Source organism: Streptomyces sp. NPDC104202 (assembly GCF_055584185.1).
In genome coordinates, this window is the sequence record NZ_JBVJMN010000009.1 from 1 (window position 1) to 14,058 (window position 14,058).

Annotated in this window: 10 protein-coding genes; 3 read left to right on the forward strand and 7 right to left on the reverse strand. The window is 76.3% G+C overall.

Features of this window, described 5'->3' with window-relative positions; all coding sequences use genetic code 11:
• Window positions 1-1,355, reverse strand: a 1,355-nt coding sequence (locus ACZ60W_RS08500; RefSeq protein ID WP_469754619.1) for a cell division protein PerM, incomplete at its 3' end; no start/stop codon positions are given.
• 119 nt (window positions 1,356-1,474) lie between these two features.
• On the opposite strand from ACZ60W_RS08500, the gene ACZ60W_RS08505 reads away from it, so the two are divergent.
• Window positions 1,475-2,758 carry a sigma factor-like helix-turn-helix DNA-binding protein gene (locus ACZ60W_RS08505; protein ID WP_469754620.1) on the forward strand — a complete coding sequence of 428 codons (1,284 nt, stop codon included), beginning with the start codon at window positions 1,475-1,477 and terminating at the stop codon, window positions 2,756-2,758.
• Window positions 2,759-2,841: 83 nt separating this feature from the next.
• Here the strand turns inward: ACZ60W_RS08505 and sucD are convergent, their stop codons facing one another.
• From sucD to ACZ60W_RS08535, 6 genes are all read right to left on the reverse strand, one after another.
• The gene (gene sucD, locus ACZ60W_RS08510; protein ID WP_056651031.1) at window positions 2,842-3,726 is read right to left on the reverse strand and encodes a succinate--CoA ligase subunit alpha; all 885 of its coding nucleotides are present in this window, start codon (window positions 3,724-3,726) and stop codon (window positions 2,842-2,844) included.
• 19 nt (window positions 3,727-3,745) lie between these two features.
• Entirely contained in the window at window positions 3,746-4,924 is a 1,179-nt protein-coding gene (sucC, locus tag ACZ60W_RS08515; RefSeq protein WP_033210588.1) for an ADP-forming succinate--CoA ligase subunit beta, read from the reverse strand.
• 451 nt (window positions 4,925-5,375) lie between these two features.
• Window positions 5,376-6,767: a VWA domain-containing protein gene (locus ACZ60W_RS08520; RefSeq protein WP_469754621.1), complete on the reverse strand. Its 1,392-nt coding sequence runs from the start codon at window positions 6,765-6,767 to the stop codon at window positions 5,376-5,378.
• On the reverse strand, window positions 6,764-9,070 hold the full coding sequence (locus ACZ60W_RS08525) for a DUF5682 family protein (protein WP_469754622.1): 2,307 nt from the start codon (window positions 9,068-9,070) through the stop codon (window positions 6,764-6,766). The genes ACZ60W_RS08520 and ACZ60W_RS08525 overlap by 4 nt, the downstream gene beginning before the upstream one ends.
• Window positions 9,067-10,224 carry an ATP-binding protein gene (locus ACZ60W_RS08530; protein WP_469754623.1) on the reverse strand — a complete coding sequence of 386 codons (1,158 nt, stop codon included), beginning with the start codon at window positions 10,222-10,224 and terminating at the stop codon, window positions 9,067-9,069. The genes ACZ60W_RS08525 and ACZ60W_RS08530 overlap by 4 nt, the downstream gene beginning before the upstream one ends.
• A gap of 121 nt (window positions 10,225-10,345) precedes the next feature.
• Entirely contained in the window at window positions 10,346-10,759 is a 414-nt protein-coding gene (locus tag ACZ60W_RS08535) for a hypothetical protein (protein WP_469754624.1), read from the reverse strand.
• A 191-nt stretch (window positions 10,760-10,950) separates the two neighbouring features.
• On the opposite strand from ACZ60W_RS08535, the gene ACZ60W_RS08540 reads away from it, so the two are divergent.
• Window positions 10,951-12,300, forward strand: a complete 1,350-nt coding sequence (locus ACZ60W_RS08540) for an SWIM zinc finger family protein (RefSeq protein ID WP_469754625.1) — start codon at window positions 10,951-10,953, stop codon at window positions 12,298-12,300.
• 38 nt (window positions 12,301-12,338) lie between these two features.
• Window positions 12,339-14,006, forward strand: coding sequence for a DUF5691 domain-containing protein (locus tag ACZ60W_RS08545; RefSeq protein ID WP_469754626.1), 1,668 nt, complete (start codon window positions 12,339-12,341; stop codon window positions 14,004-14,006).
• Window positions 14,007-14,058: the final 52 nt, after the last annotated feature.

Genomic DNA, 14,058 nt, shown 5'->3' on the forward strand with positions numbered 1-14,058 from the left:
GTTTTTTTGGGGCTTGGGTGAACTTCCAGGCCCCCCCCCCACCCCCCCCCCCCCGCCCCCCCCCCCCCCCCCCCCCCCCCCCCCCCCCCCCCCCCGGCCCCGGACGCGGCGGCGGGCGCCGGCACGGACGCCGCCCCGTTCGCGGGAGCCGGCAGGGGCTTCGGACGCGGAGTCCGGCGGCCCCACGCCCGTACGCCCAGGGCCACCGGGCCCCCGAGGCAGACGCCCCACAGGACCGCGGCGGCGCCCGTCTGCCACCACGAGGGCCCGAACGCCGCGAGCCGGCCGGTGCCGACCGGACCGCCCGCCGCGGCGGCGAGGACGGCGACGGCCGCCCCGCAGGCCCCGGCGGCGCCGAGGGCGGTGAGGACCGCGTCCCGCAGGTCCCAGGCCCGCGCGGCCCTGCCCACGCCGGCGCCCTGGACCACGGCGGCGGCCAGCGGGACGGCGGCGGTGAGCCAGTGGGCCCAGGTGCCGCGTCCCTCGGCGGGCAGCGCGGCGAGCAGCGGGAAGGGCGGCAGCGCCGGGTCGCCGGCCAGGCCCAGCGGGGTCGCGAGGGCGCCCGTGCCGAGGGCGAGGCCCGGACCGAGTCCGTACGCGGCGCCCCAGACGGCCGCGTTCGGCAGCAGGGCCAGGACGAGCAGCAGGACGGCCAGCCGCCCCGACCACTCCCCCGCGAGGCCCGTGAAGACGGCCTGCGCCGCGGCCGCGTGCCAGGCGAGCGAGACGGCCGCGGCCATGGCGCCACCGCCGAGCAGGAGGGCGAGTCCGTGGCCCGCGGCGCGCAGGGCGGCGACCGCCTGCGGGAGGCCGGGCAGCGGACGGCCGAGCGCCGTCCAGGCACCGGCGGCCGCCGCGGCCGTCACGACGGCGGGCGGCCAGAGGCCGGCCGTGACCAGGTCGGCCGGGAGCGGGCCGCTCTCGCTGTAGACCACGACCGCGGCCGCGACGAGGAGGTACCCGCCGGTGACCGCGGCGACCGTCCCGCTCGCGGAGGGGCGCGGCCGGCCGGCGTCCCCACCGGTGTCGAGGGTGTCGCGGGCGGCCCGGTGGACGAGCCAGACGGGCAGGGCGGCCAGGAGCAGCGGGACGACCCCGAGGGGTGCGGGGACGCCGGAGACGGTGTCGGTGCGGAGCAGGTCGACGCCGTGGGCCAGCAGCCAGAGGCCGGCGGCCAGGTGGAGGGCGCCGTTCGGTCCGCCGTCGGGGTACGGGGAGCTGATCCAGGCCGCGACCACCAGGACCGCCAGCGCGCCGAGGCCGAGTCCCGCGGCGACCGCGCCGCGGACGCAGGCGGTGGCGAGCGCGGCGGAACGGCCGCCCTGGACCAGGGGGTGCTCGGTCACGTGGGTCACGGGGTCATGCTGCCAACGACACGCGCCTGCGCCCCGTAACAGGCAAAGTTCCGTTGTGTCGCTCAAGATACGTTTATGTACTTTTCCGCCCACAGAAGCGCTGCGGGAGGTCGACCCCGATGAGCCGGAGCACCGCGGATTCCGCCCCCTCCTTCACCCTGCCGACCCCTAAGGAGCGGCGCAGGCTGCGCGAGGCCCTCGCCCTGAGCGAGGAGCAGGTCGCCGAGGCCATGGGCGTCACGAAGGCCACGGTCAAGGCATGGGAGACCGGACGCTCGGCGCCGCGCGGCCGCAAGCGGGAGGCGTACGCGAAGCTGCTCGGCGCGGCCGAGGACGCGCCGCCGCCGTCCGCGCCGACCCGAACGGCGGCATCCCCGCAGAGGGAGACGCGCCTGCGTCCGACGGGCGCCGCCCAGCGGGCGGCCACGCCGCCGCGGGGCCCCTCCCCCGCCCCGGCCGGCTCCTCCGGGCCCGCCCGCAGGGGCCCGTCACGGCCGCAGGAACGCCTGAAACCGTCGGCCGCGGAGGGGTTCACCCCCTCGGCCGAACCGCGCCGGACCGAGTCCCGGCCCCAGCCCCCCGCGGCGGTCCCGGCCGTGCCGGGCCTCACCCCCGAGGAGGCGTTCGACGCGCTGTACGCGCACGCCGCGCCCGGCCTCGTCCACCAGACGTTCCTGCTCACCGGCCGCCGCCGGCTCTCCGAGGAGTCCGTCGCCCACGCCTTCCACCACGCCTGGGACCACTGGCCCGAGGTCGCCGTCGACGCGGACCCGGTGGGCTGGGTGCGGGCGGCGGCCTACGAGTACGCCCTCTCGCCCTGGCACCGGCTGCGGCGCGCCCACAAGCACCCCGACGCCCCGCCGTCCGAGGCGCACCGGCGGACGCTGCTCGACGCGCTCCTCGAACTGCCGCCGCCCTACCGCCGCACCGTCCTGCTGTACGACGGACTCGGTCTCGACCTGCCGGAGACGGCGGCCGAGACCGAGGCGAGCACCCCCGCCGCCGCCCACCGGCTGCTGCACGCGCGCACGGTCCTCGGGGAACGGCTCCCCGAACTGGCCGAGCCCGAGGCGCTGCAGGAACGGCTCGGCCGGCTGGTCGAGGAGACCCCGGCGGCCTCCCTCCCGGCGGCCCGCACGGTCCGCAGCGGGAGCGAGAAGCGGGGCCGCACCTGGACCCGGGCGGTGCTCGGGGTGACGGCGGTCCTCATCGGCGTCACCGGCTTCACGGCCGCGACCGCGCCGACCCGCTACATCCCGGTCAACGCCCCCGGCGAGACCGTCAACGGGGTGCCGGTGCGCGGCGGCCCGCAGAAGCTCCGCCCGGAGGACCTGGAGCTCCGCGACAAGCTGCGCTCCGAGCCCAACCCGGGGCCCGAGCGGCTCCTCCCGGCGGCCGACTAGCCGGCCGCGGCACGCGAGAGGGCCCCGCCCCGCCCGGTCTCCCGGGCGAGGGCGGGGCCCTCTCGTACGGCGTGGAGCCGCTGTCAGCCCGCCAGGATGGCGCGCGCCAGCTTGGCCGTCTCGGTCGGCGTCTTGCCGACCTTGACGCCCGCGGCCTCCAGGGCCTCCTTCTTCGCCTGGGCGGTGCCGGAGGAGCCGGAGACGATGGCGCCGGCGTGGCCCATGGTCTTGCCCTCGGGCGCGGTGAAGCCCGCGACGTAGCCGACGACCGGCTTGGTGACGTTGGCCTTGATGAAGTCGGCCGCACGCTCCTCGGCGTCGCCGCCGATCTCGCCGATCATGACGATCAGGTCGGTCTCGGGGTCCGCCTCGAACGCCGCGAGGGCGTCGATGTGCGTGGTGCCGATGACCGGGTCGCCACCGATGCCGACGGCCGACGAGAAGCCGATGTCACGGAGCTCGTACATCATCTGGTACGTCAGCGTGCCGGACTTCGAGACCAGGCCGATCCGGCCCGGCTTCGTGATGTCGCCCGGGATGATGCCGGCGTTGGACTGGCCCGGGGTGATGAGACCGGGGCAGTTCGGGCCGATGATGCGGGTCTTGTTGCCCTTCGACTGCGCGTACGCCCAGAAGGCGGCGGAGTCGTGGACGGCGATGCCCTCGGTGATGACGACGGCCAGCGGGATCTCGGCGTCGATCGCCTCGACCACGGCGGCCTTCGCGAAGGCCGGCGGGACGAAGAGGACCGAGACGTCGGCGCCGGTCTCCTTCATCGCCTCGGCGACGGAGCCGAAGACCGGGACCTCGGTGCCGTCGAAGTCGACGGTCGTGCCGGCCTTGCGCGGGTTCACGCCACCGACGATGTTGGTGCCGTCACCCAGCATGAGCTTGGTGTGCTTCATGCCCGTGGCACCGGTCATGCCCTGGACGATGACCTTGCTGTCCTTGGTCAGGAAGATAGCCATGGTGTTCTGACCTCGTCCCTTACTTCGCAGCCGCGAGCTCGGCGGCCTTGTCGGCCGCGCCGTCCATGGTGTCCACGCGCTGCACGAGCGGGTGGTTCGCGTCCGACAGGATCTTGCGACCCAGCTCCGCGTTGTTGCCGTCGAGGCGCACGACCAGCGGCTTGGTGACCTCTTCGCCCTTGGAGGCGAGGAGCTCCAGGGCCTGGACGATGCCGTTGGCGACCTCGTCACAGGCGGTGATGCCGCCGAAGACGTTGACGAACACGGACTTGACGTCCGGGTCGCCCAGGATGATCTCCAGGCCGTTCGCCATGACCTCGGCGGAGGCGCCGCCGCCGATGTCGAGGAAGTTGGCCGGCTTCACGCCGCCGTGGTTCTCACCGGCGTACGCGACGACGTCCAGGGTCGACATGACCAGACCGGCACCGTTGCCGATGATGCCGACCTCGCCCTCGAGCTTGACGTAGTTGAGGTTCTTGGCCTTGGCGGCAGCCTCGAGCGGGTTGGCTGCGGCCTTGTCCTCGAGCGCCTCGTGGTCGGGCTGGCGGAAGTCGGCGTTCTCGTCGAGGGACACCTTTCCGTCCAGGGCCAGGATGCGGCCGTCCTTGGTCTTCACCAGCGGGTTGACCTCGACGAGGAGCGCGTCCTCGGCGACGAAGGTCTTCCACAGGGTGACCAGGGCCTCGGCGACGCCCTCGGCCACGTCGGCCGGGAACTTCGCCAGGGCCACGATCTCGCGGGCCTTCTCGATGTCGACGCCGTCGACGGCGTTGACCGGGACCTTCGCGAGGGCCTCGGGGGTCTTCTCCGCGACCTCCTCGATGTCCATGCCGCCCTGCACCGAGGCCATGGCCAGGAAGGTGCGGTTGGTGCGGTCGAGGAGGTACGAGACGTAGTACTCCGCCTCGATCTCCGGGGACAGCTCGGCGATCATCACCTTGTGGACCGTGTGGCCCTTGATGTCCATCCCGAGGATGTCCGTCGCGCGGGCGACGGCCTCGTCCGGGTTCGCCGCCAGCTTCACGCCGCCGGCCTTGCCGCGGCCGCCGACCTTCACCTGCGCCTTGACGACCGACTTGCCGCCAAGACGCTCGGTGGCCTCGCGCGCCGCCTCAGGCGTGTCGATGACTTCACCGGCCAGCACCGGTACACCGTGCTTGGCGAAGAGGTCCCTCGCCTGGTACTCGAACAGGTCCACGCGCGTCCGTCCCTTTTCTGATGATCGCGGTTCGTTGTCTGCGTGGGCGTGCCGCGAAGGGCAACGTGACTGCTCTGTCACAAGGGAGGCGTACACGGTGACCGTGGACGCGGCATGTCCGTCTCGCAGGTTATCGCCGAGGGCCGTAGGTCCCTAAATCGCAGATCACACCAGAGCGGTGATACGGGTCACAGATCGTAGGGGCGGGGAGGCGGTCCGTAGGGGGTGGGGGGTATCGGCGGGCGGCGCCCCCGGCAGGTGGGGCTTGGCCTCGCGGCCCCTCACGACGCGCCCGGATCACGGGTGAGGGTCGTTTCGAGACCTGTGTGATATGGGACTCAGTCACCCCGCGAGCACCCGTGCGGGTGGTCCGGAGCCTGCGGATTCCGCACCCGCCCGGGTGCCGCGCGGCGACGGAATCCGCACGCCGGCGGGGGTGCGGCCCGGGCGCTCACACGGCCGGCACCGGCAGGGGGCGCTTCTCCAGGGCGGCCGCCATGATCTCCGGGAAGAGGTCGGGGGTGCAGGCGAAGGCCGGGGCGCCGAGCGCGGCGAGGGACGCCGCGTGCTCGCGGTCGTAGGCCGGGGCGCCTTCGTCGGAGAGGGCGAGGAGCGCCACGAACTGGACGCCGGACGCCTTCATCGCCGCCACCCTCCTCAGCATCTCGTCGCGGATCCCTCCCTCGTACAGGTCGCTGATGAGGACGACCACGGTGTCGGCGGGCCGGGTGATCCGCTCCTGGCAGTAGGCCAGGGCCCGGTTGATGTCGGTGCCGCCGCCGAGCCGGGTGCCGAAGAGGACGTCGACCGGGTCGTCGAGCCGGTCGGTCAGGTCGACCACGGCGGTGTCGAAGACGACGAGCCGGGTGGCGATCGACCGCATCGAGGCGAGGACGGCGCCGAAGACGGAGGCGTGGACGAGAGAGGCCGCCATCGAGCCGGACTGGTCGATGCAGAGCATCACCTCCTTCCTCACCGCCCGGGAGGCGCGTCCGTGCCCGACCAGCCGCTCCGGGACGACCGTGCGGTGCTCGGGCAGGTAGTTCCCGAGGTTGGCGCGGATCGTCCGGTCCCAGTCGATGTCCCTGTGGCGGGGGCGGCTGATCCGCGCGGAGCGGTCCAGCGCGCCGTCGAGCGTGGCCCGCGTCCGGCCCGCCAGCCGCCTCTCCAGGTCGTCGACGACCTTCCGCACCACGGCCCGCGCGGTCTCCCGGGTCGTCTCCGGCATCGCCTTGCCGAGCGAGATCAGGGTGCCGACGAGATGCACGTCGGCCTCGACGGCCGCCAGCATCTCCGGCTCCAGGAGGAGGTGGGCGAGCCCGAGGCGGTCGATGGCGTCACGCTGCATCACCTGCACGACGGGGCCGGGGAAGTACGTGCGGATGTCGCCGAGCCAGCGGGCGACGGAGGGCGCGGACGCCCCGAGCCCGGCCCCGCGCTCCCGTCCCCCGCGGTCGTCCTGCGGCCGGCGTCCGTAGAGCGAGGTGAGCGCCGCGTCCATGGCCGCGTCGGTGCCCGAGAGGGCCCGCCCCGTCCCCTCCGCCTCCCCTCCCCCGAGGACGAGCCGCCAGCGCCGGAGCCGCTCGTCGGCGGCCGCGGGGTCGGGGGTCGCAGAGTCGGCGGTCGGATCCGGGGCCGTGGACGGGGCGGGGTCCGTGGGCGGGGTCGTGGACGTGGCGGGGTCCGTGGGCGAGGTGGGCGGGGTGGGGTCCGTGGGCGAGGTGGGCGGGGTGGGCGCAGGGGTGCTGGTCGGGGCACTCGACGGAGGGCTCGTCGGTGTCGGAGTGGTGGCGCCGGCCGGGGCGGCGTCGGCGGCCGGGGCCGTGGTCCGGGTGGTGGTCATGCGCGGGCCTCCGAGCCGAGGATGAGGTGGAGGAGGGGCAGGACGCCGTCCGCCCGTTCCCGGTCGAGGCCGGCCGCGAAGCCGGGGGGCGCGCCGGGTGCCGGGCGCTCGGTGCCGTCGGCGCGCGGGCCCCGGGCGACCAGCTCGCCGAGGGTGCGGCGGACGGCGGGCTCGTACGCGGAGAAGGTGCGGCGCAGCAGCGGCAGGACGTCGGTGAAGGCCGCGGCCGGCACGCAGGCGAGCCAGGCGTCGACCAGGGCGAGGAGCCGTTCGTCGTGGACGAGGAGGAGGCCGCCGCCGGACGCCCCGCCGACGAAGCCCTCGATCCAGGCGGCCGCGTCGGGCGGCGCGGTCCCCGGGGAGAGGGCGCGGCTCATGAGCGGGGCGGCCCCCTCGTCGGAGATCCGCCCGTCGTCGAGGAGGATCCGGGCCGCCCGGCCCCGCAGAAGGCCGGGCACCCGGTCGTGGCCGGCGATCCGGCGCAGGACGTCCGCCCAGCGGTCGGCGAGGCCGGCGGCATCGGGCAGCAGGCCGAGCGCCTGGTGGACCTCGTCGATCCGCTCGCGCAGGGCGGCGGCCGCGTCGGCGCCGAGTCCGGCGCAGGCGGGCGGGAGGCCGACGCAGATCCGTTCGGCGAGCCCCGCCGCCACGTCGGCCAGGGCCTCGGTGCCGGTGCCGCGGACGTCGCCGTAGCGGAGGGCGCGGGCCAGGGCGGGGAGGGCTTGGGCGAGGTGGGCGACGTCGGTGTCGAGGGCGGCCCGGTCGGCGAGCGCCCGCATGACGACGGGGAGCGCGTCGGCGACTCCGGCGAGCAGGCAGCGCTCGGCGAGGGCGGTGACGTCGGAGAGGGTGGCGGCGCCCCGGGCCCCGGCCTCGGCCCTGGCGGTGGCGGCGGCCTCGACGGTGGTGCCCCAGACGCCGGCCTCGGCGACGCGGACGTGCAGTTCGGGCTCCCAGCGCAGCCGCCAGGTCTCGCGGAAGGTGCCGGTGCCGGCGCGGCCCGCGGCCGGTTCGCCCCAGTCGACGCCGAGGAGCCGCAGCCGGTGCAGCAGCCGGCTGCGCTCGCCGTCCGTCTCCTTGCGCAGGTCGAGTTCGAGCGTGCGCTCCTGCGCCTCGGGCTTGAGGCGCAGGGTGCGCCGGCGGCGGGCGAGGTCCCGTTCCAGCGGGACGGCGGGGGCGGTGTCGGGGACCCGGCCGAGGACGTCGCCGACGACGAGGCGGTCCCTGACGAGGTCGAGGGGCACGTCGGAGCCGTCGCACAGGACGGCGCGGACCGCGTCGGTGGTCTCGTCGAGGCCGGGGAGCGGCCGGCCGCGCAGGGCGGCGAGGGTCTCGGCGAGCCGGACGGCCTCGATGACGTGGGCGGGTGAGACGGGGTGGTCCTCGGCCCTGAGGAGCCCGGCGACCTTGGTCATCCACCGTTCGACGGGCCGGTCGGGGGCGGTGAAGAGGTGGCCGTACCAGCCGGGCGCCTCGATGCCCGCGCCGTATCCGGAGCGCCGGGCGAGCCGGCGGTGGGTCCAGGGGACCCAGGTCGTCTCGGTCCGTACCTTGGGCAGGCCCCTGAGCAGGGCCCGGTCGGCGGCGACGGTGGTCTTCCGGGCGAGGGCGGGGACGTGCCAGGCGCCGCAGACGACGGCGACGTCGTCGCCGAACTCCTTGCGGGCCTCGCGCAGCCGGAGCCTCATGTGCGCCTCGCGGACGAGGTCGCGGGGGTGGCCGCCGTGTCCGTACGCCTCGCGGAGGGCGCCCATGGCCTCGGCGAGGGCCTCGAAGGGGGCGGCGGGATCGCCGTCGCCGCGCAGTTCGACGACGTCCTCCCACCAGCGCTCGGCGTCCTCGTAGCCGGCGGCCACGGCGAGTTCGGCGACGGGGTCGATCCGCGGCTCCCCGGTGGCGACCTCGTCCTCGCCGTCGTCCCAGGTGGGGTCGGAGGCGGCGAGGGTGTGCGCGGCGGGCAGGTCGACGAAGCGGACGACGGCCCCCCGGCCGAGGGCCCAGCGGATCGCGACCCACTCGGGCGAGAACTCCGCCATCGGCCAGAACGCGGCCCGCCCCGGATCGTCCACGGCGTGCGCGAGCAGGGCGACGGGGGGCCGCATGTCCTCCTCGCCGGCGAGGGCCACGAGGGCGTCGGCCTCGGCCGGTCCCTCGATCAGCACGGCCGCGGGCCGCCGCGCCTCCAGGACCGCGCGGACGCCCCGCGCGGATCCCGGGCCGTGGTGGCGCACCCCGAGGAGCAGCGGTCCCGTGGTCCGGCCCGGGCCCGTCACCGCGGCCGGGGCCGTGGCGACGGCGGTCACGCGCTCACCTCGCGGCAGGCGCGGTAGAAGTCCTTCCAGCCGTCTCTCTCCCGGACGACCGTCTCCAGGTACTCCTGCCAGACGACGCGGTCGGCGGCCGGGTCGCGGACGACGGCGCCGAGGATGCCCGCGGCGACGTCGGCGGGGCGCAGGACGCCGTCGCCGAAGTGGGCGGCGAGGGCGAGGCCGCCGGTGACGACCGAGATGGCCTCGGCCGTGGAGAGCGTCCCCGAGGGGGACTTGAGCTTCGTGCGCCCGTCGGTGGTGAGGCCGTCGCGGAGCTCGCGGAAGACGGTGACGACCCGGCGGATCTCGTCCACGGCCGCCGGGGCGGCGGGCAGGGCGAGGGAGCGGCCGAGCTGGTCGACGCGGCGCGCGACGATGTCGACCTCGGCGTCGGCGGTGGCGGGCAGGGGCAGGACGACGGTGTTGAAGCGGCGGCGCAGGGCGCTGGAGAGCTCGTTGACGCCGCGGTCGCGGTCGTTGGCGGTGGCGATGAGGTTGAAGCCGGGGACGGCCTGGACCTCCTGGCCGAGTTCGGGGACGGGCAGCGTCTTCTCGGACAGGATCGTGATGAGCGTGTCCTGCACGTCGGCGGGGATGCGGGTGAGTTCCTCCACGCGGGCCGTCAGGCCCTGCGCCATCGCCCGCATGACGGGGCCGGGGACGAGGGCGTCGCGGCTGGGGCCGTCGGCGAGGAGCCGCGCGTAGTTCCAGCCGTAGCGGACGGCTTCCTCGGGGGTGCCCGCGGTGCCCTGGACGAGGAGGGTGGAGTCGCCGCTGACGGCGGCGGCGAGGTGCTCGGAGACCCAGGTCTTGGCGGTGCCGGGGACGCCGAGCAGCAGGAGGGCCCGGTCGGTGGCGAGCGTGGTGACGGCGACCTCCACGATGCGCCGGGGTCCCACGTACTTGGGGGTGATCACCGTCCCGTCGGGGAGGGTGCCGCCGAGGAGGTAGGTGGCGACGGCCCAGGGCGAGAGGCGCCAGCGGGCGGGCCGGGGGCGGTCGTCGGCGGCGGCGAGCGCCGCGAGTTCGTCGGCGAAGGCGTGCTCCGCGTGCGGCCGCAGGACGTCGGTGGCGGTCTGCGGCCGCTGCGGTCCGGTGTCCGTCTCGACACCGGAACCGGGCTGCGCGAGGGTTTCGGGCACGGGCATGGATCCCCCTTCAGATCGTTCGACCTGTTGTGCGATCCACGGTGCACCATGCCACTGACATCGGGCGGTCGTCGCCGGTCGGAGGCGTGGAGGGGTCCCGCGCGGGAGAGTTGAGCGGGGGTCAGCCGACGATCGGCGAGACGGCGACGCAGCCGCCGGCCATCGCCTGTTCCGCCTTGGCCTCCTTGATGACCTTGCCCTGGTAGATGACCTTGCAGGTGAGGTCGGCGGGGTCGAGCGAGATCGGCATGACGGCCGGCGGCATGATGCCCTGGAGCTTCACCGTCTTCTTCCACGGCGTGGCGGGCTTCTTCTCGGACACGACCTCGGGGGCCATCGCGGTGCCGTCGCCCGCGTGGTAGTCGATCGACTCCACGCCCTTGCCGCTGACCTCGTAGGTGACCTCGTAGGTCTGGCTGACGGTCTTGTCGACCTCTTCGGCGGCCTTGTCGGCGACCGCCGAACAGGCGCCGAGGCCGAGGGCGAGACCGGCGACGGCGAGGGCCGAGGCGGCGGTACGGGCGGTGCGCTTCATGGCGGGGGTCCCCCAACAAGGTGGTGCGTACAAACGGTCGGTACCGCGCAGGGAATCGTAAAGGAACGGTAAAGTCAAATCGTCCTCCCGGAGTCGTCAGGTCACCCCGCCCCGCACTCCCCCACAGCCGAACCCCCAGGCCGGAGCCACTCCCTGCGGCGTTGTCAGTGGCGGCCCCTACCGTCGGAGACATGAATGCCATGGGGGTGCGCCGTACGGCGGAACAGGTGCTGGCACTCGCTCCTGACGACGCGTCACGCAGAGCGGGGTCCGGACTCGGCACGCCGGGGCCCTGGTCGGGCACGGGCCGCGCGGGGGGCGCGGTCTGGGGTCTGTGCGCGGGCAGCGGGGGCGCGTCGTACCGCACGGTCGTCGACACCACCGGCCCGGCGTACGCCTGCACCTGCCCCAGCCGCAAACTCCCCTGCAAGCACGCCCTGGGCCTGCTGCTGCTCCAGACCTCGGACGCGACGGCGGCCGGCGAGGCCGTCGCGCCGGACTGGGCGGAGCAGTGGCTCGCCCGGCGCGCCGGGGACGCCGGCGCCGCGCCCCGCGGGGACGGGACGGGCGCCGCGCCCCCCGGGCCGGCCGACCCCGAGGCGGCGCGCCGCAGGGCGGAGCGCCGGGCCGCCCGCATCACCACGGGCGCCCGGGAGCTGGAGCAGCGCCTCGCCGATCTGATGCGCGGCGGACTGGCGACGGCCGAGCAGGCGGGGTACGGGCTGTGGGAGGAGACCGCCGCCCGCATGGTCGACGCCCAGGCGCCCGGACTCGCGGGACGCGTCCGGGAGCTGGGGGCGATCCCGGGCTCCGGACCCGGCTGGCCCGTGCGGCTGCTGGAGGAGTGCGCGCTGACCCACCTCCTGGACCGGGCCTGGCTCACCGCCGACCGGCTGCCCGACCCCTTCGCCGCGACCGTGCGGACCAGGGTCGGCCTCCACCCGGCGGTCGAGGGCCCGCCGGTGCGCGACCACTGGCTCGTCCTCGCGCAGTACGACGCGGCCGACGCCCGGCTGACGACGCGCCGGATCTGGCTCCACGGCACGGCGAGCCGGCGCACGGCCCTCGTCCTCTCCTTCGGTGCGGGCGGCCGGGCCCCCGCCCTGGCCTTCCCCGTGGGCGCGGTCCTCGACGGCGAGCTGACCCCGCACCCGGCCTCCGGCGGGCTGCGGGCGGAGCCGGGCGAGCACTTCGTCCCGGTCGCCGGCCCCGCCTCCCCGCCGCCGGGCGGCCCGGTCGACGCCGCCCTCGGCGCGTACGGCCGGGCGCTGCGCGACGACCCGTGGCTGGACTCCTGGCCCGTGACGCTGCGCCAGGTCGTGCCCACCCGCGCGGAGTACGGCTGGCAGCTCGCCGACGCGGACGGCCGCGAGGCCCTGCCCCTGACCCCTGCCGCCCAGGCGCGCCCGGGACTCTGGCGGCTCGTCGCCCTGTCCGGCGGCGGCCCCGTCACCGTCTTCGGGGAGTGCGGCCACCGCGGCTTCACCCCGCTGGCCGCCTGGTCCCCGGAGGCTCCCGCCGAGACCGTCCCCCTCGTATGACGTCCGGCCACCACCGCCCGACCGACCGGAGGAACCCGATGGACACCGCCACGACCCCCTCCGCCCCGCCGGCCGCCCGCCCCGGGGGCGCCTCGGACGACCCGGCCCGCGCCTGGGAGGAGCTCGTCACCGCGGCGCTGCTCGGCACGGACCGGCGGCCGCCCACCGGACCGACGGTCCCGGGGACGGCGGCGGACGTGCCGGGCGCCCTGCTCGACGCGGCCGCGCTGCACACCGTGCGGCGCCGGGCGGGGCTGCGGCCGGGCCCCGCCGCTCCGCCGCCGGAGCGTGCGCCCGAGGATCCGCGCCGTCCGCTGCCCGCCGCCGCCCGGGTCCGGCTCGACCAGCTGCTCGCCGGACGGGCCGCTCCCGCGCCCGCCGGGCGGCGCGGCGCGGCCCCGGACCTCGCCGAACTGCTCCCGCAGTGGCTGGCCCTGGCGAACGAGCTGGGCCACCGGGCGCCGCACGCCGCCCTGCCCGCCCTGCTCGACGCGGCCCGCGCCCGGACCGATCTGCGGCCGCAGGCGCTGCGGCTCGCCGGGCCGCGCGGCCTGTGGCTGGCCCGGCTCAACCCCGAGTGGAGGTTCGCCCTCCGCGGGGCGGGGGCGGCGGGGCGGCTGCCGTCGACCGAGGACCCGAAGGAGGTCCGCGCGCTCTGGGACGAGGGACTGTTCGCGGAGCGGGTCGCCCTGCTCACCGCCGTACGGACCCGGGACGCGGCGGCGGGTCTCGCCCTCCTCGCCTCGACCTGGCCCGCCGAGCGGGCGGAGGACCGGCTGATGTTCCTCGACTCGCTGCGGACCGGACTCTCCGACGCGGACGAGGAGTTCCTGGAGGCGGCCCTCGCCGACCGCAGCCGCAACGTCCGGTCGACCGCCGCCGAGCTGCTCTCCGCGCTGCCCGCCTCCGCGCTGGCGGGCCGCATGGCCGGCCGGGCCGCGACCTGTGTCGGCCTCGACCGGACGGCGGGGGCGCCCGTGGTCGCCGTCGAGGCCCCCCACGAGTGCGACGCGGCGATGCAGCGGGACGGTCTGGTGGCGACCCCGCCGACGGGCCGGGGTGAGCGGTCGTGGTGGCTGGGCCAGCTCGTCGAGGCCGCGCCGCTGTCCTGCTGGCCGGCCCGGTTCGGCGGCCGCGGGCCGGAGGAGATCGTGGCCCTGCCGGTCGCCGACGACTGGCAGGCCGAGCTGCACGCGGCCTGGTGCCGGGCGGCCGTGCGCCAGCGGGACGCGGACTGGTCGCGGGCCCTCCTCGGCTCCCCCGCGGCGCCGCCCGCGACCGGCCCGGGGACCTCGTCGCTGGCCGAGCGCGCCCAGCTCCTCTCGATGCTGCCGACGGCCGAACGGGCCCGCTGGGTGGCCTCGTTCGTCGCCGCCCACGGTCTCTCCGAGGCGTTCCAGCTGCTCGGTGTCTGCGCCGTGCCGTGGGACGAGCCGCTCGGGGCGGCCGTGATCGACGCCCTGGACATCGCCCGGGACGCGGGCAGCTATCCGTGGAGTTTCAGCGGGGTGATGGGGCTGGCCGAGCGGTGCCTCGATCCGGCGGCGGCCCGGCAGCTGGACTCCCTGACGGCCTTGCCGGACGAGGCCGAGGACACCTCTCCCGGCGCGGGCGGCTACTGGTCGGAGGCGTTCCGGCGCCTGGTCTCCACCCTCCGGCTGCGCGCCGCGATGCGCGCCGAACTGCTCGGGGAGCATCCGGGGTGAGAACCGGCCGGCGCCCGGCCCGAGACCGGCTGAGCCTGGTCCGAAGCCCGGC

Coding starts and splice junctions, on each gene's coding strand:
- ACZ60W_RS08505 (WP_469754620.1), top strand. CDS start 1,475: ATGAGCCGGAGCACCGCGGATTCCGCCCCCTCCTTCACCCTGCCGACC.
- sucD (WP_056651031.1), bottom strand. CDS start 3,726: ATGGCTATCTTCCTGACCAAGGACAGCAAGGTCATCGTCCAGGGCATG.
- ACZ60W_RS08520 (WP_469754621.1), bottom strand. CDS start 6,767: ATGACCACCACCCGGACCACGGCCCCGGCCGCCGACGCCGCCCCGGCC.
- ACZ60W_RS08530 (WP_469754623.1), bottom strand. CDS start 10,224: ATGCCCGTGCCCGAAACCCTCGCGCAGCCCGGTTCCGGTGTCGAGACG.
- ACZ60W_RS08535 (WP_469754624.1), bottom strand. CDS start 10,759: ATGAAGCGCACCGCCCGTACCGCCGCCTCGGCCCTCGCCGTCGCCGGT.
- ACZ60W_RS08540 (WP_469754625.1), top strand. CDS start 10,951: ATGAATGCCATGGGGGTGCGCCGTACGGCGGAACAGGTGCTGGCACTC.
- ACZ60W_RS08545 (WP_469754626.1), top strand. CDS start 12,339: ATGGACACCGCCACGACCCCCTCCGCCCCGCCGGCCGCCCGCCCCGGG.